Below are 20,524 nucleotides of genomic sequence, written 5' to 3'. Positions count from 1 at the left end.
CCTCCCTTTTATTGAAACAACTCTTCATGCTTGTTAGGAATATATTCCGGGTAGTTTTTACGATAAAATTGATCGACCATTTGAAGCGCGGTGTCCCATTCAGGGTATGGCTCACGTTCTTCAAACACCATTTTCGCTTCTGGAGTATTCATCAGAAAATGATCGATTTGAGTAGGTACTGGTAACCCTAGTTGTTTCCTTACATGGATCAAGAATAAGATTTCAAAAGGATAAAATCCGTATCTGAAATCGCCAAATTCACCTAGCTCTCCGATTTCAGAAGCTAAAACAGAATGATACTCAGACATTTTCAAAATCAATTGTTCTATTTCTTCTAAATCACTAGTCGACCAACGTTCAAGCACTTCATCATATATGTTTAGGTCATCAGGGATTGAGCCGCATCGCTGATTAGCTTCTTTAAACTTATTTTTCACGGCTAAATGCAATTTTTTATTCGTTCCCATGATGGTTTTATTTTTATACTGCAAGTACAGCTCAAGCAGAAACCAAATATGTCTGTTCTGTTCATTGGCATCTATTAAATGTCCACCGAAGTGATGAGCCATAAAATCATATAATATCTTTTCTTCTTTCTCCCACCCATACATTGCAAAATGAACTAATGTGAGGACGACCTCTCTAAACGTATATCCCAAAATCATCTCAGGATACTTGGTTGTATAAAGCTCCTGCCCCATGCACTGGTAAAATAAGACCTTCTGCATGTTCTTTAATCCTTCTGCATTATTTCCACCGCTGATTAATACATCATTTTTCCATTGTGACAAGTAATAGGAGAAAATTTTATTAAGATTTATTAATAGTATGTGATCTTTCTCTGTATCATTTTGTTCAACAATTTTCTCAATCTTTCTCCTACTGACATGATATTTCTCTTTAACTTCTTCAAATTTGATTCCATCCACAAAATTTTTGCTATATCTGTTAAAAGCCATTTCTAACTTTTTTTGGTTTATCATTGCATTCTCCTTGTGAATTAATCTATTTCCTTACTCTAGTCTTTTTCCTTTAATCATCAACGGCGAATCTAATACATGTTTTAATAATTATCATCTACCATTTTCATAATTTCTTCTTTTGTAATAGTGAGATCTTCCAAATCACTACCAGCAGGATACTTTTCTAGTAAGTATTTTTTCACTTTCTCTAGAATCCCAATTTTTAAGAATTCAGACTTAACCGCACCTTCAACAAATGTTATTAATGTATCATCATCTACACTTTCTACTATTTGTGGTGGGTAGTTGTTTTCTTCTTTTCTGTAGACTTGTCTGGTTGTAGATGAAACAGCATATAAAGCAGCGTACCAAGCATATATTTCTTTTGTGCTTTCCGCGCTGTTGGCAAATTCAGCTATATCCTCATAATCCTCACTATCTATGTAGTTACATAAAACATCAACTTCTATATTTCCTCCTTCAAGCCACTTCCAACAATTATCTAATGCTTCTCTACCCATTTTGTATTCTTTATAATTATCATTTATATTAAGTAGTTCAAACATTTTATCAGCTACTGCTAATCCTATTGCAACTTTCGCATTATTAGTCACATTTTCTACATAGTTTTTCATCAAAACTACTCCTTATTATTTTAACTATGATTTCCACTGCACCATTTTTACTTTTAAAAACAAGGTGTCTCATGTATATGCTAAGTTAGGATCTATTTCTGATGCAACCTTAATAATTAAGGACAAAATTTATGGTCTTCCTCTTGCCAATCTTCATCTTAAGTAGTTATATACAAAAAACAGGACAATTATGGTGATATCTGACCATAATTGTCCTGTTCCGTTAAATTTATTCTAGACATTCTATACCTACATTAAAAAATGGTGAAATATTCCTACAGATAGAACAAAGCTTATGTTGGTAATAATGAAAGGGAAAGTGGTTTATTCCATACTGAGTAACCACCAAAAGACCTCGTTTTAGTTTGATAAGTCTTGGTAAATATATGGGAATTTTAGTAAGCTAATTATCTCATTTGATAGATATTTTTCCTGATATTGATCCAATTTTTTATTTATAATCACCGTGTCATTTTCTTTTCTAAATAATTGATCTGTACCATTTTCCACAAACACCATGTCAGGATTAAATTCCTTCAAAATATTGCCGAATATTTTAAACAATACTTCTAATCCTTCCTCAAATGATTTTCCAAATAGTTGAATTCCAATCTCTGCATTAATTTCCATTCCGTATTCTTCCTTTAAAAAATCAAGACTAATAATATCCTCTGTTTCAATATCAAGTGTGAAGTATTTACAGCTAAGACGAGAAAAATTCTCGTAGTTAGTCACTTTATCTTCAACTGCTTCACACATTATGTTATAAATCTTTCTTTTCAGTGTTTCCTCGTCCAATTCTGTGACTAAAAATAGTGTACAGTCCATATCCTTCTACCCTCCAAATACTCTTGTAATCTTACCATCCTTCACTAGAATTAATTCTTCAAGTCTTTTTAAATCTCCATTCGGGGTTGCTTTTCTTAAAATTGTTTCGGTAACCTCAGCAACTTTCTCATCTGGAAAATTGTCTAGGCATAAAACGATTCGTCCAGTTTGTTTTTTGGTTTTACCGGCTATTTCTTTTATTATACTTTGTACCTTTCCATCTGGTTTTGGTGAATAACAATCAAATACGTTCCCTTCAATTAGAAAATCTGGATTTGATCCATCTTGTTTTCCATATCCATTTCCACCATCAATTTCATCCAGCATCTCAATGTCATAGCCCGCATCAGCCAAGAGATCAGCAGTTTCATTTTGCTTCTTTATTCCATGGGAATCTCCTTCTCCATAATTCCCTTTGGGTTTACCTCCACTAGGTAAAGAAGGTTCAGTGAGATTAGTTCCACCTTGAACTGTATCCTTATTAACTTTTCCCCCATCATTCTCTTTACTAAACAACATTTTCAATGGGGCAACTATGTCATCCTGAATAGTCTTATTATCCAAGACATTCCAAGGTACTTTCATATCAGAAGGTACACCTACAGTAGCCAGTCTATCTTCTATATTATTAGTTCTAAACACCCCATTAAAAAAGATAATCGCACCATTTCTTACACCACTTACAAATTCGATAGCACCATTCTTAATCCCTTCAAACGCCTTGTTATTATTTACAAGGTCCTTCACTTTGGCTTGAATTCCATCTGATACCGGCTTTGTCTTCGGTCCGTTCCCATTATCAACAGCCTTCAACCACTTGGCCTTCCCAAGTACACCAACATACGGAATAAACGAAGTTGACACATTACCAGCAATGTACATAATGCCTTCTTCTTCCGCTGTATCGGTAACACCTTGGCCGAGTGATTCCAATATGCTGAATGGGTCTTCAACCGCATTTACGACCATTTCGCTGTATTTATCCTTAATTTCGTTCGCTTTGTCCTTGAGAATGTCTGGCTCAACGAAGTCTGGGATTTGATTGGAGACAGCGACGATTCCGGCCTCGACAATAATTGTAACAAGTCCAACGACAATATCAATGATACCATCAACTAAGCCTTCGACGAAGCTTGATACCGCATTCCCGATTCCGCTTAGGACATCTACTACTCCTTCAAAGAAGTCTGTGTATTTGTCTTTAACATCTGCGGCTTTGTTATTGTAGGCATCATCGGTGTTTTCAAATGGGACAATTTTGTTATCATATAGATTCCATAAGGCGTCCACTTTTCCTTCTAGGATACTTTTTGATGCTTTAATCTCGCCACGAATATACTCAAGCTTTTCCTTATTTGCCCGACTTCTTTCCTTTTCTTCATCCGTTGGGTCTTCCCAAAAGGCAAAGGAAAACGGGGTATTATAGGTGATATTAATCGCCTTTGGGACATTATTTGTAACCCCAGATTCTACTTGGCACAAGTTGGCCCAAATATCATTGCGATCGACTCGCATCATTGAATTTCGGGCAAGTGGTGTTATATAAGCGGTTGTGTCGTCTACATAGCCTTCAAATAACGATAGAAGGTCACCGATTTGGCCTTGATAATCCTTTATATGCTTCTTTGAATCTTTGACAACATCATCCCAAGCGTCGATGCTGTCAGCGTAGTTGTTCCGGATAAAGCTTACTAGAGTTTCTAATGAAGAGTGCATCGTATCGAGGGCATTTTTATATGTGTGGAGCTGTTCAATAATCCCGTCCAATATTCCGTAATTGATTTTTAAATCACGTTTCATGATGTACCACTCTTTATCTTCTGACCTATTTGTTCATCGGCACTTTGCATTTCTTCAATTATCTTTTCTCCGACCTTTTTAATCGACTCCAAATTTTCTAAGAGACTTGTATTAATGTCATCGTTCATGTTGTCCAATACACCGTCTAGCTTATCGATGAAGTCGGAGTTAAAGCTCTTTAACTGGTCTCTTGTACTATCTCGGAAGGTTGTTGTGTAGCTTTTAAAGTCATCAATGCCGCTTTGTAGTGAGTTCAATGCAGCCTGGAGCTCGTTGATATCCAGTTTAATATCTGGTTTCGCCAAATACTTGCACGTCCTTTCCTTAATATTGGAAGGCAGTAGGCCACTCCACCTCAAACAGATGTGAATCGTAAAAAGTAAAGTAGGAGATAACTGCCTAAGGTTTTGATCTACAAATGAGATACTTATATTATAGAAGCTTCAATTTATCTAAAATTGACTGACTTAATTGTAGAAATTAACTGGTCAAGTTCCGCGATCATTTCATCAATAATTTGACGCATTTCCTCCTGGACAGAGGCGTTTTCGAGATCCATGTCCTCGAAGTTTTGTTTAATTTCTCTCTTTGCGTCCTCAAGGTTATTGATGATGCCGGAATCCCAGCCACCGTATAGAAGATCGTGACAAAAATCATAGGTATATAAAGCCATTATCGCTCACCTGCATTTTGCTTTAATTCGATTTCCTTTTGGAGCTTCCGCATATCTTGTACAGAGAATTCAATAGATTTTAAGTTTTTATCAATAATTAACTCTTTTTTCATGATGATTTCCAGTGCTTCCTCAGCCTCATCCTTATAGCCATGGTGAATGACATTTTTTATGAGAGGTGTGGTGAAGTGGATTTGTGCATCCTTTCTCATTTCACCGAATGGGTAGAGGACACCACAGTAAGGGAAGTAGGTCTTATAGCCCTTTGGCGCAATAAATCTACCTGTTATGACAACTTTCGCGGGAACACCATGCTCCTGACTCGGTTTAAAGTAATTCTCATCAAGCTCTACAACAGTGCCTAACGGTAAAACCTCCCGTACGATTTCAATACAGCTCGTAAGGAAGTAAACATACGTTTCGTCATTTAAGGTAAAAGATTTTTCTAAGTATGTTAACGTATGAAGGTTATGTTCACGATGATAGTAAATATCAATTTCCTGACTATATAGCTCAAGTGATGTCATCTGTTCTTTATAGGCAGCATATAAATGTTGAAAGATTGGTTCATCTAAGGCAAATCGTTCGCAAAAGTCCTTTATGACAAGGCCGCATTCGATTTGTTTTTCCTTATCTAACGTCTTAATAATCTGGTTAACCTTTTCCAGGACTAAGTCCTTTAGTTGTTGCTTAAACTTATTTTGCATAAATTCACACTCTCCCTTTTCATGTCAACTGCCATGAATATGGTATAGGTAAATGTTACTTCCATTATTATGCAAGCTCAATCACTCTATTTACCTATTTTAGGAAGGTAGGTCGTTTTCACTAGATAGAGATTTTTTATTTTTCCAAAAGTAAATATCTATTTCATAAAGGACATGCAAAAGATTTAGCCAATACTATATAAGTGAGAAAGAAAATTGTCGAAAATGAATATTTACATAATGATAGAAAGTGAAGGAGGGAAATCAAATGGAAATGCAGGATTATCTTTCAAGGGAGATTAAGCAAATTAAAAATGAGCGCGGAGATGAAATTGAGGTTGAGGTTCGAAGGTATGAAAAGCATTACCACGCGATTGCTACGATTTGTGAGGACAAGCCACCTTTTAAAGACTACTTCGCTGAAGCAACCGATAGAAAAAGGATGAATGCCCTGCGTAAAACATTAAAAGATTTATATGAACAAGCATATAGCTATCCAACGATGCAATTTATTTTATATCCGCGAAAAAACGACGATACACAGGGAGAAGGGTAAAAAGCCTTTCTCTTTTTAACGTTTGTATGGCAAACGTATATTGCCTCAAAAGCTCCGACTGCTTATCGATTGAATCCCGGTTTAATTATGTATTTTGCATTTCCGATGCTTTGACTATTCACTTTGAACACTATCTTCTTTCATTACAATTGCTAAAAATGCATGGAGACTTTTATCATTCCCCCTCATTCAAAAAGTTATAAAATAAGTGTTTTGTTTCTTTGCGCTTTTCGACAACAAGGCTTGCATAGAGAATTGTGTAAAAATACCCAGCAAATGTTGAGCGGATTTTCCCAAGCTTTTTCGCAAAGACCGTTTGTTTAAAAGCATCTATCACCTTATCAATGACGTCCTCAAGATTCTTTTGCAGCTGCATTTTGCTATAGACAATTAATACTCGTTGCCAAAGGCGATAAATTTCTATTGCAGGAAAGAACGGTTTTGCTGCTTCGACAAATTTAGGTGATACAGATTCTGGTAAGTAGCTTGAATCTAGCTGTTCTAATGACGGCTCTACTTGCTCTATTACGTTATTAGGTTTTAGATCTTTCTCACAGAGTGAGTCTTGCTTATTCTCTGTTTTATTAGGAGTGTCAGCTGGAGTGACAGCATGCGGTGACACATCATTTTTTAGAGAATCAAAAGATGCAAAGGGCTGAATGACAAGGATATTCACACCTTGCTTGCCGTTCATTCTCGCGGTTGGAATTTTTTTCATGAGTCCTTTCTCAACAAATTTCTTCACAGCACGCATTGCAGTTCGGCGACTTACATTCGCCTGCTCAGCGATATACTCATATTTTGCAAAGGAAACACCAATGACTTTAACGGAATGTCGCCAAATTTGCTGAAGCACCTTCAGATCCCCTTCTGATAATTCCCCTTTATGCTTATATAGAAATCCACGTACAGCCTTGTCCATTTCTTCAGTGCTTTCGAAAGATTGATAGTTTTGGATTGTTTCATAAGTAAGTTTTTCCATACCCTTTAGCTCCTTTTTTGAAATTGCAGTAGCTTGTCCTTCACTTGAAAAGCTTCTATCAACCTATATATAGGGAGTTAAGGAGCGGAGAGTAGCGTCGTTTTTAAAATTTTTTTATAAAAAAATAAAGCTGTCTCAAAGAATTCATTAGCCCCTTTTGAGACAGCTTCAAATGTTTGAATGTGTTATTTTGTTAGGAATTGTTTCTAGTCTACTTCTTTATTGATTGGTGTTTTTTTTTCGGAAGATTGGAAGGGCTGGATGACTAAAATATTTGTAGCTCGCTTTCCGTTTGCTCTTACTGTCGGAATCTTTTTAATGATGCCCCTTTGCTGCAGTATTTTAACCGCACGGATAACTGTTCTCACACTTACCTTTGCCTGTTCAGCAATGTAATCGTTGCTGGCAAATGAAACACCGATAACCTTTCGTGAGTGCTCCACAATGCATTGCAAAACAGCCCTTGTTCCAGAGGACAATTTTGCTTCATGTCTCGACAAAAACCTGTGAACTGTTTCATCCAACTCCTCGACTGTTTGGAAGGATTGATGCTTGTTAATTGTTTTGAGATTTAGTTTTTCCATGTTTACTAGCTCCTTTTTTTAAAATAGTCTTCATTTCATAAATAGGGAGTTTCGAGGGGAGCAGTAGCGTTAAAATGAAGAGAAATTTTTTAAAATCTTTTTTTATTTTCCCGCTACTCCTAGTTCACTTTCTCTATATATAGAAGGTGAAGGAGGTGAGAGAGAATGGCAATTGAAACTTTATTAGAAACTCAGTTAAGCCTTGTCTTCGATATGGGAGTGGATGAGAACGGAAAGGCGAAAACAAAGCGCAAAAGCTACAGCAATGTGAAAACAAGTGCAACTCCAGACCAATTACTGCAAGCTGCACAAGCGATTGCAAGCTTACAATCAGCACCACTTCTATATGTGGAACGCAATGATTCAAATCAAATCAATGCGTAATGGAAATGAAGAAATTCAAATAAGGAAAGGAGGGAACATCAATGGCAAAAACTCTTGAACTTCAATTTTTAAACACAGCTGGAAAAACAGTCAAAATCAGCATTGACTCCCCAGCTGAACCCGTTGACCAAGCAGCCTTAAACACCGCAATGGACGAAATTCTCGCCTCAAACGTCTTCGTTTCAAAAGACGGCGACTACGTAACAAAAAAAGGCGCAAGAATTGTTGAACGCAACGTAACAGATATCGCGTTAATGTAATGCGGTCAATTTAATGGGGACACAATTTAATGGGGACAGTCCCCATTTTGCGGCAATTTTCAGCTGTTGTGGGGATGGAGCCTTGGTATGAGTAGGTTTGTTTGAGGTGGGGACAGTCCCCCATGCCTTTTTGTGGTGGTGGGGACAGTCCCCAACGGTTAACGTTGGGGGACTGTCCCCTCTCCCTCAAAAACAATGAAAAGAGGTGAAAACATGGAGCAGTGGTTGTCAGTGATTGGCGAGGTTGGCTTTCCAATTGTGGTGACGTTGTATTTGTTGAATCGAATTGAGAGCAAGCTTGATGCGTTGAATCATTCGATCCAGATGCTACCTTCACAGTTGGGGAGGTTGTAGAGGTAATATAGGTAAGGAACGGGTTCTCTTTATGAGATAAAATAGAGAGCGCGCATATTGAATCATATCCCATTTCGCATTTAGTGAAATGGGATTTTTATTGTTATAAAGCTGTTTATCACTTCTCCTTAAAAAGGATAGCACCAATGCATGTAAAGACAGAACTAAATTTTGGACTTCTGCTTTCGTTCCAATAAACTTCTAAGAGATTATTTTATCGCTCCCTTCATTTTCAATCCAAATCTTGTGAAGTTGTGGTTACCTTTACATATCCGTATTTCATTATGGAAAAAATCCTTAAAATAGTCTTATTAACGACACTTAGATATGACAACTGTTCAACAAAAAGAGTATCAAAACTTTTAAGTTATGACACCTATAAAATAGAAACCGTAATTTGAACAAAACTATTTTCAAAAACTACTGTTTTCTTTTTCACTATATATCCATAATAAAGAGCAAACGCAGTTGTTTACTCTGTAAGTAGCCATTTATTCCTTGCTTGGTGATAACGTCAAATCTCCAGTTTTCTCTTTAATAGTTTCGGTTGTTGCTTTAAGGTTATACTCATGGCCATTTTTTTCAAGCTCATATACAAGTGGACCAAACTCAGCAGTATATGATTCCCCATTGGTAGCAACTACATTCCACTTTTTAGATTGTAATTCACTTACTGGATCTTTGGCACCGCAAGCATTTAATCCAACAACAGCAGTGACTATTAATAAAACATGAAAAGTATTTCTTATAATTTTCATCTACAACTCCCCTTTAACCTATTCTACTAATAAGTTTATGTTTATTTATTCACAATCTCCTATGCGATTAACATATTTATCCAATTAAAAAAACACCTCAACTTTAAAAAATCTCCAAGATGAGATGCTTTAGTGGCACTTTTGAAGTTATTTTGCATCTTTTTAATCGATACTTTGCACTAAATATTTATATAAGGTTTATTCAATTGTGAAGTAATACACTTAAACTCCCTCAGTTTAATACGATTTTCTCTATAGGGTGCAATAGTTAAAAGGAGCATCATCAAATCAATGGAAAGTTGTAATCGGGAAACCAGATAATACTGGATTTAAAAGTCTACAAATCCAGATTTATATAATTTGTACAGTATGGACATTAAAAATATTGGTGATACAAACATAGAATTGAAGCATATAGAAATGAACCAAATTCAACAAAAGAGTAAGAATTATTTACTTTCTATAACCATATACTTGACGTATTTCTTCTAAATGCTCACGCCTTGTTGTATCACGTTGAGCATATGAAGAGTAAACCTAAGGATCTACATTAATTTGATTAACTACATATTTAATAAGGTTATCGGGTATTTCTAATATATTAATTAACGTGCAGCCGGGGTTTCTAAGAATGCATAATTGAATGCGAACCCCAATAGATTATGATCTCTTCTATGACGAATTATAACATCAATATCATAGTCCGATAGACTGTAATAAGAAGTAAATTCATATTCCGATAAATTCTTAAGGTTTAAAATTTCCCTTCGCTGTTCTGGTGTCAGCAGTTCTTTCACACTCAAGTTATACCAATCCTTATAAATACTTTTTGTATGAGTCTAATTTACTTTTTCTAAATATCTATACAGTGAAGTTTTGCCGATTCCCGTTGCTTCTATTACTTTTATACATTTTTATCGCCATTTCAACTTTGTCCCTTTTCTGCGATGGTCTGCCACCTTTCCTTCCTTTGAATCTTGCTGCTTGAAGCCCTGATTTTGTCCTCTCGCTAATAATATCTCGTTCTAACTCTGCAATATTTGCCATTGTACGAAAGAAAAACTTCCCCATTGCAGTTGAAGTATCAATACTGTCATTAATAGAGACAAAATCTACGTCCATATCATTGAATAATTCACTAAGTTCAATTAGATGTTTTGTAGAACGTGAAATACGATCAAGTTTATATCCAACAATTTTGTCGCCACTGCGTAAGACTTTAAGAAGTTCTTCTAGTTGGGGTCTATCTTTTCTAGCTCCGGTCAATTTTTCTTTATAAATTTTTTCTACTCCAATTTTGTAAGGGCATCAACTTGCATATCTAAGTTGTTTTGTTCCTCCGTACTTACACGTGCATAACCAAATATCACCATTCATCACATGCAAAAGTAGTTTATAACCCTATATTAGCACCAAAAACGGTATTAGATTATTAAAAATGTTACTTTGATTTTGGGAATGAGTTTTGGTTCTATAAATTAATAGAAATAGGTTGTTTTTTTTAAAAATATTTTTCGGTACCATAAACGGTCGTTTGTGGTATCTTTATGTAGAAAGGGAAATGGATATTTATGTTAACTTTAATAAAAGATTGGGATATTATTCAATAAAGGTATGGGTGTATTAATGGATAGAAAAACATTATGGGGTTTAAGGGTTCAGGAATATTATAGAAAAATGTTCAGGTACTATTCAATAATTGGTGCGAATGTTGTTTATTTTTTTCTGATTATTAGTAGTATCTTTATTTATTATTTTAATTTATTTCTTCAGTGGGTACCTCCTCAAATATCTGTTGAAGTAATCTTATCACTATTTATAACCTTCATTTTAAAACAGACAAAAGTCCGTACTTTTGTTAAAAGGGCAGATATAATCTTTTTTTTGCCATTAGAATGGGGATTAAAGCCGTATTTTATTAAATCACTTATATATAGTTTTGTTATTGATACTATTAAATTGGTAAGTTTCATAACTGTTTTTTTATCCCTATTTTTGCACACAACTAATATAAATCTTCTCTTTCTTTTTTTTATAGTGGGGATTGCTGCTTATAACATTTTAATGAAGTGGATTGAACAATGGTTAAAGAACCATGTACAATTTGTGTTACATAGGCTAAATAGGTTTTTTTCAATATATTTAATGAGTTACTTTTTGTTTAATAATGACTGGATTTTTGAGCTTGTTTTAATGAGTATAAATTTCGTCTATTTAATTTATTTTATAGAAAAAAAAAGAAATCTGAATTGGCAGTGGCTAATAGTTGAAGAAGAAAGTGCCTTATTAAGTAACTTTAAATTTATTAATATTTTCATGGATGTCCCTAATCTGAAACGTTCTTTTCGGAAAAGATGTTTGCTTACTATGATTCTGAAAAGGTGTATCCCATATAGTCAAAGTAGTACATTCGTATATTTATACTCACACTTGTTTGTAAGATATAATAATTACTTTTATCTTTATTTAAGACTAACTGTAATTGGCATATTGGTTAATTATGCTATGCCAGCAAGTGGTTGGATCTTTAATTTCCTTATTTTATTTATGACTGGATTTCAGGTAATTCCTTTACAACATGAAATGAAACAAAGTGTATTACTTTATCCTATTTCAAAATCTCAGATAAAAGATTCTTTCTTAAAGTTTGTCTTGGTCATACTGTATGCACAATTTTTTATTCTATATTTCGCAATGTTCATGCATACTTCTACTGCTAATTTATTCAATCTTGTAATTGTAAGTTTATTTGTTTATGTATTTGTATATTTCTTTGTATCAAAGAGAGTCAATATCTCAGGAAGTGCCTTTAAAGAATAGTGTGGTATTCAACTAACGGAGGCTTCAGCTTAACAAGCCAAATAAAAAGTCGGTTCCTTAGCGTGCTAGAATCCGACTTTTTTAGGTTGAAATTTGCTTAGCGTACAAAATTTCCGAAATGTTGGCTGTACCCCTTTATAAAAAGCAGTAAAGTTAAAAGCTCCAGTTACTCTATTCCGCAATCGGGCGCGATTATGAAATAAAATTAATATCTTTAAATGACTGTATTGCTAAAGTATTGTTATTTAACAACTTTATTTTACCTCCATCCAAAATAGGACGGGGGTATGTGTGTTGGAAGTATTAAAACTTAAACAACTTATTATAACCTTGACATTTCCTTATTGCGGGTAGTGACAGCTTCGCTGGTACTACCCCTACTTACAATAATATATTTGTAATTTAAAGAGTTACTGCATTGCTTATATTATATGAATCCTAAATCCTTAAAGGTTCTTAACTTGATGTTAGCTTTTTGAATTGTAGTTATTGTCAATGAATTAGTTAGTATGTCTAATTCCTTTATTCTTTGTATGTTGTAAGAACTGTGTTTTAATAGATGGTGATCAACAAATCCAGGATGACACATCATTTCTATAGGGTTGATTCTTGCGCACTCTACAATATCCAATAAGGTTTCATAAGTAGCGTCATCACCATGAAATTTAGAACAAAACTCTAGTTTATTCATGGATTTTTTATCTTTATATAATTGACGAACTGGCAACTTATACTCATCAGCCAAAACCTTTACAATAGAATTAACCGGTTCCGTTCCATGTAAATTATGGTGAGTGTCTAAATGAGTAGGGTCCAATCCAAGGCGGTAAAACTCGTTAATTTGAGCTCTAAATTCATTTTCAATTTCAAATACATTGGCTTTATTTAAAATATCTTTCTTGCTATGGAAGTAGCCTTTATCATTAACTAATGATGGAACATTTGGGTGAATAGGTTTACCTACTGTAAGGTTAAGGTGAATTCCAACCGCCAAAGTGCGAAATTTTTTTGCCAAACTTACTGCATGTTTCGCAGCTGGCATGTTAACCATCAATGTTGTAGATGTTACGATCCCGTTTTTATGGGATTCGATAATACCATAATTTACCCCTCTTGAAAGACCAAAGTCATCGGCATTAACGATTAAATATGACATGTCTATTCTCTCTCTTTAGAGGCAATATGATTTTTAGCAAGATGCAAAGCTCCCCATAAACCACTTTGTCCATTAAGAGAAGCTAATTCAATATTTACATGCCCTCGTTGTACTTTAAATAGATGGTTATTCATTTCGGTTTCAATTTTAGGAATCAAAAGGCTAGATTGATTCATAATACCCCCTCCTAAAATGATAGTTTCAGGATTGAAAATTTGAACTAGATTAGCTAGTCCAATACCTAAGTACCTACAAACTTGTTGGATTATCGAGTAGCAAGCTTTATCCCCTTGCCTTACAGCTTCAAAAATCATTTCGGCCGTTAATGTTTTTTGACCGACTATTTTAGATAAAATTTTCGATTGTTCCTGAATTAATATTTGCTGTCCTTTTTGTGTAATTGCAGTCCCAGACGCTAGAGCTTCCAGACATCCAAAATTTCCGCAGGAACACGGAGGTCCGTCTGGTACGACTGTCATATGTCCTATTTCACCAGCAAGATCCCGACTTCCACGATAAATTTGTCCATCTATAACGATAGCTCCTCCAATACCAGTACTGATTGTCACATATATTTGATTCTTATAGCTTCTCCCAGCACCGTAAACTGCTTCCCCAATACCGGCAGCGTTGGCATCATCATCAATAATTACAGGTATTTGATTCATCTTCTTTTGGAGATATTCAATAATCGGAAAATTAGACCAATTTAGATTACCTGTGAAGTGAATGATTCCTTCTTCTCTATTTAATGGCCCAGGAACACTAATACCTACAGATTTTAAAACCTCATCTTTATAATTTGATTGGGATATTAATTTATCGAATTCTTCCACTAGAGTATCTATTAGCATTTCGGGCGATTTTAAATCACTTGTCTTTAAATAAATGGTTTCAATAATCTCATTTTCAGTAGCAATACCTATTAATGTTTTAGTTCCACCAATATCTACTACCCCATATAATGTTGTCATTTATATCACCTTTTCTAAATTTTAAGATTCTTCTGAACTAATAGCTTTACCGACATTGTTTAAAAGACTTTTTGTTTTTCGATTAAGAACTAATCCTATAAAAATCCCAACAAGGATATAGATAAAAACCAGCAATAGAATTAAATTATAGGGCCATGGTGGTATTGGAAATATAGAACCATAAATCGGCAATAGCATCAAAAGAGCGCCGATTAAAGGTGCGATTCCATGTGACCACCAGCTAAATTCAAGAGGATGATTTTTTCTTACAAAGCACATCAAGGAAACGGATGCAAGAACATAAAGAAGTAAAATAGGCAAGGTTGCAAAAGACCCCAATACTCCATATCCAACAGGATATGGACCAAAAATAAATCCTATAGTCAATGCAATAAGAGTTGCGAATATACCAACAGCATTAATCGCATGAATTGGGGTTGAAAATCGTTCATGGGTTTTTCCTAATTTCTTTGGAAGGACATTTTCTCGGCCCATTGCATAAATTACGCGAACAGTCGCATTATTTAGAGCAAGGCTTATGGCAAAAGCACTCACAATTCCAGCGAGATCAACTGCTATTCTTAACCAATCCCCGACATATGTTTCAGCTAAATAATTCAAAGCTAATACAGATTGCGCAAACTTCTCTCCGTTATTGGGACCAAATCCAATGGCCATTCCGTAAGTGACTAGAATATAAAACAGGCCCATGCCGATTACCGAACCCCAGATAGCCCTTGGGATGTTTTTCTTAGGATTTGCGGTTTCTTCTGCAACTGTAGCAGCTGACTCAAAACCTATGAATGTCATCATGGCGAAAATCATTCCAAAAAAGATGCCGCTCCATCCAGTAGGAGACCCTTTAATCGTTAAAACATCAAAAGTATTCCCTTCAGCCCCTCCCTGGAAAATAATAGCCAATACCACCAGTAAGATGATAAACATTTCCGCGCCAACGAAATATAAATCAGCTTTCATGGAACTACTTATTCCCCTTGTTGATAAATACCAAATAATCAAGATGAAAAGGATTGAAAATACTCCCCAATGAATATTAATTCCAAGATGTTCAGTTAAAACCCTTGAACTAAAAAACGATGCGACTAATATGTTCTGAGGGTAAAAAACAAAGTATCCACTCAAAAGTAACCAGCCTGATAAAAATCCTACAGTTTGACCTAGCCCGGCAGAATTGTAGGCAAAGAAAGATCCAGCATGGGATATACGCCTAGAAAATTGGACGATAGTATTAGCGACGAAAATTGAACCAATCAATGCGATAATATATACCAGGGGAACAGATGATCCTGCCGACTGAGCTACAACTTGAGGAACAAACATCATTCCGGAAGCAGGTGCCATTATTGCAATTGACATGGCAATTGCACCGGGAAGACTAATTGCATTTTTCTTTAGTTGATTTGACATAAGAAATCACCTCCATTTTTTTGGTAAATACCATTATAAATAGAGGTAGATACCAATTTATTTAAACTTTATAGTAATCTAAAAATTTTGTCAATTAATTTTCAAAAAAAAACGGATCAATAAATGATTCGTACAGCCCTATTTAATTTACAATATTTATTAAGAGATATTTAGAGGTGATGGATTATGATGACAAGAAACAATACTTGTATTGATTAAATTGATTTTCATTTAATATGTATTTGGTATACGAGCCATGAGGTGAACTAATAAAAAAATTGAAAAGAACACGGTAAGAAAAGAAACTTGAGCTTATGAAGCCAAGCTTCAACTGAATTAAATCAGGAGAGTATAGATAACGAAAAGAAACCTTTAACTGTTGCCGCAGACGTGGCTTAAAAGATCCTATGATTTGTAATTTTCTTATAGAGAATGGTATTACTCCTTCTCTTTCTTATATATACTTGACCAAAAACAAAGGAAAGGTTCATGTGTAAACATGAATATAATAATATGGAATATACAATTATCTTTAAGATAGATTTTAAGAAAAAATCCAAAAATCAAAAAGGCATTCTGGAAAGAGAGCTTTCCCAAATGCCTTTTGTCTTCAATCTGAACAGATCAATAAATAATCCGTAATTAACGATAAATTTCCGTCTCAATATCATATCTATCTCCTCTATAAACGGAATGAGCAATTTCAATAATAGTATCATTTTGATCGAAAGTTACCTGTCTTAAACGTAGAACTGGTGTCGTGTAATTTATCTGAAGTAATTCTGATTCCTGAGGGGTAGGCATTCCTACCACAATTTTTTGTTGAGCCTTTATAATTTTTATATTATACTCATCTTCCAAAATTTGATAAAGTGACTCATTCTGAAAATCCCTTTTTTCAATTCCAGGGAACCGAACAATCGGCAGCATAGTAGTTTCAATCGCAAGGGGCTCGAGATCTGCTAATCGCAGACGTTTTAATATGAGCAAATTCCCCTCTGACTTTAGTTCAGCAGCCATATTTGCCGAGGGGTTTGTAATGATATTTTTCTCGCAAATCTTAGACCCAGGCATCATTCCTCTTAAACTCATATCTTCACTAAAACTTTTTAATTTTTTTCCATGCGGAATTTTATTTTCAGCTACGTAAGTTCCACTTCCATGCCTCCGAACGAGAACATATTCATTAACAAGCTCTGAAATTGCTTGTCTAACGGTCACACGACTCATTTCAAACAATTCCGCAAGCTCCCTTTCAGGGGGTAACGCATCACCAGGTTTCAACTCCCCCCTTTCAATCTTATGGATTATTTTCTGTTTAAGCTGTTTATATAATGGTATTTTTTTTAAGTTCATTTAATTTCATTCCTCCATATTTTAAATCACTCTATTGACATTATAACCAAAAACTCATAATATTTAAAGTGAATTGATACATACCAATTTTAGGAGGTGGTATTTACGTATTTTAGTTAATCGTTATAAAGGGTTATTTTAAATAAGATCGATTTATTAAATAAAATTGGAGTGATTACTTTGAAAACAGCCATTATACTTGCTGCAGGAAAAGGTAAAAAAATGTGGCCATATAATGAATATTGGCCTAAAGCAGCCTTACCAATAGCAAACCAAGGAAACATTGTCCATTTAGTAAATAATCTTAAGAGTTTAGAGTTTGAACGAATTATTGTTACTACAAGTTATTTAGGGCGGAGGATTAAATCCCTTCTTTGTGAGATTGAAGGGATTGAAATAATTGAACTTTCTACTACGGAGGGGACCGCAGACTCTTTAGAAAAGGTTGTGCAAGATCTCCAGGAACCCAACCTCTTTATTTTTTATGGAGACTTATTTATTACCCAAGAACGATTAAGTAGTTTTATTGATGCTTATCAAATGCAATCAGACACTTTGGATGCCCTTATATTATCAAAACCAATAGAAAACGAGCACGCACAGGATTGGTTCGGAATCTCTATTGGAGAGGATCATCGAATTAATAATATTTTTGGACACCCTCGTCCACATTATGTACAAGAAAGAGTAATGGGGGCTTTTGCTTTAAATACTATTGCACTTAAAAGAATGCTGATCCATAATCCAGGCTTCATGAAAAGTGTGCCTACTGGAGTTATGCCACAGCAGGAAGTTGAGTTAGAGCAATGCTTGCAATGGTTAGTCGAAGAAGGATACAAAGTTTTATCTTATCCGATAACAAACGGAGCCATTGATATTGATAAACCATGGCACCTTATGCAGGCAAATCATTTAGCTTTATCCGAAATAACAAAAGTCCTCGATAAAAATGAAATTCATGAGACGTGTGAAATTCATGAGACAGCCGATATCCAGGGATATGTAAAGCTTGGAAAGCATGTAAAAATAGGTAAATATGTAACGATTAAAGGAAATGCCATAATTGGTGATTATACCACACTAGATAACGGTGTTGTTATCGAAGGAAATGTAGTAATTGGTTCCCATTGCCGGATAGAAAACTTTTGTCGGATTGGACCAGACAGCGTAATTGGACATAAAAATCGGATTGGACATTGTGCAGAGTTCAAGGGCGTTACTTTTGATAACGTTAGTTTCATTCATTTTGGTGAAGTTTTCGGAATTATTGGTGAATCTACAGATATAGCTGCGGGAGTTACTGTAGGAATTACTCGTTTTGATGACCAGCTTCAAACTCAAAATGTTAACAGTCGTAAAGAAATTCCTGAGAAATTTGGAAATGCCGTCTACTTTGGGGATTTTACACGTACAGGTATTTTAAGCTTATATATGCCAGGAATTAAGGTAGGCAGTAATTGTATCATTGGATCTGGAGTTGCAGTTGAGAGAGATGTACCTTCAAAGACTTTACTATATGCCGAACAAACCATTATTGAAAAAAAATGGGGTCCTCATCGTTATGGATGGTAAATTTAATTTATTATTTCACGGTTAGAGACCAAGCTGTAAAAAGAGTTTAGCAGGTTTTATTGAATAAATTTATATACCATTTAAGGAGGAAATAAACAATGACATCACAATTTAACGATTACTGCAGGTTTTTTAATAATATTCTGTTCGAAGTTCAAGAGACGCAAGAACAAGCGATTATTGAGGGGGCAAACGTTATATCTACAGCTATTTTGAATGGGGGCAGGTTTTATGTATTTGGCTCAGGGCACTCCCATATGATTGCTGAAGAAATTTATAATCGGGCAGGCGGGCTCGCATTCGTTACAGCGATTTTACCTCCTGAACTGATGCTGCATGAACGTCCAAATAAAAGTACTTACCTTGAGCGAATCGAAGGGCTAAGTAAATCATATTTAAATTTGCACCAAGTAACCGACAAGGATGTAATTATGATTGTTTCAAATTCAGGGAGAAATATCGTTCCGGTAGAGATGGCCATAGAGTCCCGTAATATTGGTGCGAAAATCATTGCCATGACCAGCATGAAACATTCGAAAGATGTTACCTCTAGACACAGTAGTGGAAAAAAACTATATGAACTTGCTGATGTTGTACTCGATAATGGTGCTGTTATTGGTGATGCAGGATTCCGTATTTTAGACACTGATATTTATTCTGGAGCAACATCTGATGCGATTGGATGTTTTCTAGCCCAGGCACTCATTGTTGAAACCCTACAGCAATTAGTTAAAGAAGGATTTCAACCTCCAGTTTTTAGAAGCTCGAATGTAGATGGAGCAGATCAATTTAATGATCAACTTTTTGATAAATATGTGAAGTGGTAGTTAGTTACTTTTATCATGCTTACCTAGTTGATATTCATGGTTATAACTTTTTTCTGAGTAGTCTTTTGTATCTATTGATAAGATACATCTTACGGACATTTACCAAGGCTTATAAAAAATGTAGAACATTTAAAATAAATACATTTTAAAATCATCAATAATGGTGTAAGGATAACTAAAGAGCTGAGAGTAAAAAGACTTCAAAGTACACAACTCCAAACATGTAATTCTCCTCTCTGGCCCAGTTACAATAAGAGTTTATTTTTTAGAGCATGTTTTGAATTAATATTTCAAAACATGCTTTTATATTGGAACTAGCTAAGAATTTAATGTTGAAAGTGAAAAATATCACCTAAACTTATGAAAAATAACTCCTGAGGTGACAAATAGGTTGATATAATCATATTTTGCTATGTACTAACAGGGTGTACTCTAATTGAACACAAAAGTATTAAGTATGCTAAACATGCTTTGAAAACTCTTATGTCCTATTTAACTAAAGCTACCCGTAGTTCAATCCTACAACTTCAGGAATTTGTCCCTGCAATTGCTTAATTAATTCCTCCTTTAATAAATTATTAGGTAATTCATAAGCATTACAGTAATACGAGGATACAGAAAGTATAAAACCTAAAATTATTATATTTAATAATTTCTTTTTCATTTAACCACCTCAGTATAGTGTTCCTTTACTAAGTTTATTTATGATTTCCCGTTTAACCTCTCTGCTCCTTTAGCATTCCTGTAGATCGTTATTTTTAAGCTTTGATAAAAATAGGGTTCCTCAGTAAGATATGAGTATAGACACCACTCTAACTCAAAATCCTAGGAGGAACCCTTACCATGAATTTTAAAATGCAAAACAAACAAAATCAACTAATAGAAAGAATTTCTAGTAATCATCTGAT

Annotated in this window: 22 protein-coding genes and 2 pseudogenes; 7 read left to right on the top strand and 17 right to left on the bottom strand. The window is 34.8% G+C overall.

Features of this window, described 5'->3' with window-relative positions; genetic code table 11:
* Positions 1-8: 8 nt before the first annotated feature.
* The 7 genes from HU235_RS17220 to HU235_RS17190 form a co-directional block, all read right to left on the bottom strand.
* Positions 9-983 carry a hypothetical protein gene (locus HU235_RS17220; protein WP_174881005.1) on the bottom strand — a complete coding sequence of 325 codons (975 nt, stop codon included), beginning with the start codon at positions 981-983 and terminating at the stop codon, positions 9-11.
* Positions 984-1,063: 80 nt separating this feature from the next.
* Complete coding sequence (locus HU235_RS17215; protein WP_174881004.1) at positions 1,064-1,597, bottom strand: Imm6 family immunity protein; 534 nt, start codon at positions 1,595-1,597, stop codon at positions 1,064-1,066.
* Positions 1,598-1,957: 360 nt separating this feature from the next.
* The gene (locus HU235_RS17210; protein ID WP_174881003.1) at positions 1,958-2,425 is read right to left on the bottom strand and encodes a hypothetical protein; all 468 of its coding nucleotides are present in this window, start codon (positions 2,423-2,425) and stop codon (positions 1,958-1,960) included.
* Positions 2,426-2,431: 6 nt separating this feature from the next.
* Positions 2,432-4,225 (bottom strand): CdiA C-terminal domain-containing protein, encoded by a 1,794-nt coding sequence (locus HU235_RS17205; RefSeq protein WP_174881002.1) that lies wholly within the window; start codon positions 4,223-4,225, stop codon positions 2,432-2,434.
* Positions 4,222-4,530: a hypothetical protein gene (locus tag HU235_RS17200; protein ID WP_095303280.1), complete on the bottom strand. Its 309-nt coding sequence runs from the start codon at positions 4,528-4,530 to the stop codon at positions 4,222-4,224. Before HU235_RS17200 ends, HU235_RS17205 begins: the two co-directional genes overlap by 4 nt.
* Before the next feature lie 143 nt (positions 4,531-4,673).
* Positions 4,674-4,898, bottom strand: coding sequence for a hypothetical protein (locus HU235_RS17195; RefSeq protein WP_095303281.1), 225 nt, complete (start codon positions 4,896-4,898; stop codon positions 4,674-4,676).
* On the bottom strand, positions 4,898-5,605 hold the full coding sequence (locus tag HU235_RS17190; RefSeq protein WP_174881001.1) for a DUF4176 domain-containing protein: 708 nt from the start codon (positions 5,603-5,605) through the stop codon (positions 4,898-4,900). The genes HU235_RS17195 and HU235_RS17190 overlap by 1 nt, the downstream gene beginning before the upstream one ends.
* 268 nt (positions 5,606-5,873) lie before the next feature.
* On the opposite strand from HU235_RS17190, the gene HU235_RS17185 reads away from it, so the two are divergent.
* Positions 5,874-6,161, top strand: coding sequence for a hypothetical protein (locus HU235_RS17185; protein WP_174881000.1), 288 nt, complete (start codon positions 5,874-5,876; stop codon positions 6,159-6,161).
* Positions 6,162-6,336: 175 nt separating this feature from the next.
* Here HU235_RS17185 and HU235_RS17180 read toward each other — a convergent pair whose 3' ends face one another.
* Together HU235_RS17180 and HU235_RS17175 are read right to left on the bottom strand one after the other, a co-directional pair.
* A complete protein-coding gene (locus HU235_RS17180; RefSeq protein WP_174880999.1) occupies positions 6,337-7,143 on the bottom strand; it encodes a helix-turn-helix domain-containing protein in 807 nt (268 codons plus the stop codon).
* A 206-nt stretch (positions 7,144-7,349) separates the two neighbouring features.
* Positions 7,350-7,727, bottom strand: coding sequence for a helix-turn-helix domain-containing protein (locus HU235_RS17175; RefSeq protein WP_174880998.1), 378 nt, complete (start codon positions 7,725-7,727; stop codon positions 7,350-7,352).
* Between the two features lie 165 nt (positions 7,728-7,892).
* Between HU235_RS17175 and HU235_RS17170 the strand changes: the two genes are divergently transcribed.
* The 3 genes from HU235_RS17170 (at position 7,893) to HU235_RS17160 (ending at position 8,725) form a co-directional block, all read left to right on the top strand.
* Positions 7,893-8,111: a DUF1659 domain-containing protein gene (locus HU235_RS17170; protein WP_174880997.1), complete on the top strand. Its 219-nt coding sequence runs from the start codon at positions 7,893-7,895 to the stop codon at positions 8,109-8,111.
* A gap of 41 nt (positions 8,112-8,152) precedes the next feature.
* Entirely contained in the window at positions 8,153-8,371 is a 219-nt protein-coding gene (locus tag HU235_RS17165; protein WP_095303286.1) for a DUF2922 domain-containing protein, read from the top strand.
* 213 nt (positions 8,372-8,584) lie between these two features.
* Positions 8,585-8,725: a YvrJ family protein gene (locus tag HU235_RS17160; RefSeq protein ID WP_095303289.1), complete on the top strand. Its 141-nt coding sequence runs from the start codon at positions 8,585-8,587 to the stop codon at positions 8,723-8,725.
* Between the two features lie 491 nt (positions 8,726-9,216).
* Here the strand turns inward: HU235_RS17160 and HU235_RS17155 are convergent, their stop codons facing one another.
* The 3 genes and pseudogenes from HU235_RS17155 to HU235_RS17145 form a co-directional block, all read right to left on the bottom strand.
* Complete coding sequence (locus tag HU235_RS17155) at positions 9,217-9,483, bottom strand: hypothetical protein (protein ID WP_174880996.1); 267 nt, start codon at positions 9,481-9,483, stop codon at positions 9,217-9,219.
* A 537-nt stretch (positions 9,484-10,020) separates the two neighbouring features.
* A pseudogene (locus tag HU235_RS25550) lies at positions 10,021-10,280 on the bottom strand (DUF4158 domain-containing protein).
* 42 nt (positions 10,281-10,322) lie between these two features.
* Positions 10,323-10,853, bottom strand: a pseudogene (locus HU235_RS17145) (recombinase family protein).
* Between the two features lie 244 nt (positions 10,854-11,097).
* Here HU235_RS17145 and HU235_RS25545 point away from each other — a divergent pair.
* On the top strand, positions 11,098-12,303 hold the full coding sequence (locus tag HU235_RS25545; RefSeq protein ID WP_379000791.1) for an ABC transporter permease: 1,206 nt from the start codon (positions 11,098-11,100) through the stop codon (positions 12,301-12,303).
* Between the two features lie 427 nt (positions 12,304-12,730).
* Here the strand turns inward: HU235_RS25545 and chbG are convergent, their stop codons facing one another.
* From chbG to HU235_RS17120, 4 genes are all read right to left on the bottom strand, one after another.
* Positions 12,731-13,459, bottom strand: coding sequence for a chitin disaccharide deacetylase (gene chbG, locus HU235_RS17135; RefSeq protein WP_174880993.1), 729 nt, complete (start codon positions 13,457-13,459; stop codon positions 12,731-12,733).
* A gap of 2 nt (positions 13,460-13,461) precedes the next feature.
* Entirely contained in the window at positions 13,462-14,433 is a 972-nt protein-coding gene (locus tag HU235_RS17130) for an ROK family protein (RefSeq protein ID WP_174880992.1), read from the bottom strand.
* A gap of 21 nt (positions 14,434-14,454) precedes the next feature.
* Positions 14,455-15,861 (bottom strand): APC family permease, encoded by a 1,407-nt coding sequence (locus tag HU235_RS17125; protein ID WP_174880991.1) that lies wholly within the window; start codon positions 15,859-15,861, stop codon positions 14,455-14,457.
* 642 nt (positions 15,862-16,503) lie between these two features.
* Positions 16,504-17,217, bottom strand: coding sequence for a GntR family transcriptional regulator (locus HU235_RS17120; RefSeq protein WP_174880990.1), 714 nt, complete (start codon positions 17,215-17,217; stop codon positions 16,504-16,506).
* Between the two features lie 180 nt (positions 17,218-17,397).
* On the opposite strand from HU235_RS17120, the gene HU235_RS17115 reads away from it, so the two are divergent.
* A complete protein-coding gene (locus HU235_RS17115; protein WP_174880989.1) occupies positions 17,398-18,789 on the top strand; it encodes a sugar phosphate nucleotidyltransferase in 1,392 nt (463 codons plus the stop codon).
* A 98-nt stretch (positions 18,790-18,887) separates the two neighbouring features.
* Positions 18,888-19,616 carry an SIS domain-containing protein gene (locus HU235_RS17110; protein WP_174880988.1) on the top strand — a complete coding sequence of 243 codons (729 nt, stop codon included), beginning with the start codon at positions 18,888-18,890 and terminating at the stop codon, positions 19,614-19,616.
* Between the two features lie 502 nt (positions 19,617-20,118).
* Here the strand turns inward: HU235_RS17110 and HU235_RS17105 are convergent.
* Positions 20,119-20,280, bottom strand: coding sequence for a hypothetical protein (locus HU235_RS17105; RefSeq protein ID WP_174880987.1), 162 nt, complete (start codon positions 20,278-20,280; stop codon positions 20,119-20,121).
* Positions 20,281-20,524 lie beyond the last annotated feature (244 nt).

Origin of the sequence: Metabacillus niabensis, from assembly GCF_902829255.1 — a bacterium.
In the GTDB taxonomy this organism is placed as follows: domain Bacteria; phylum Bacillota; class Bacilli; order Bacillales; family Bacillaceae; genus Metabacillus; species Metabacillus niabensis.
The sequence above is the reverse complement of the archived record's forward strand: the minus strand, read 5'-3'. Positions and strand labels throughout refer to the sequence as shown.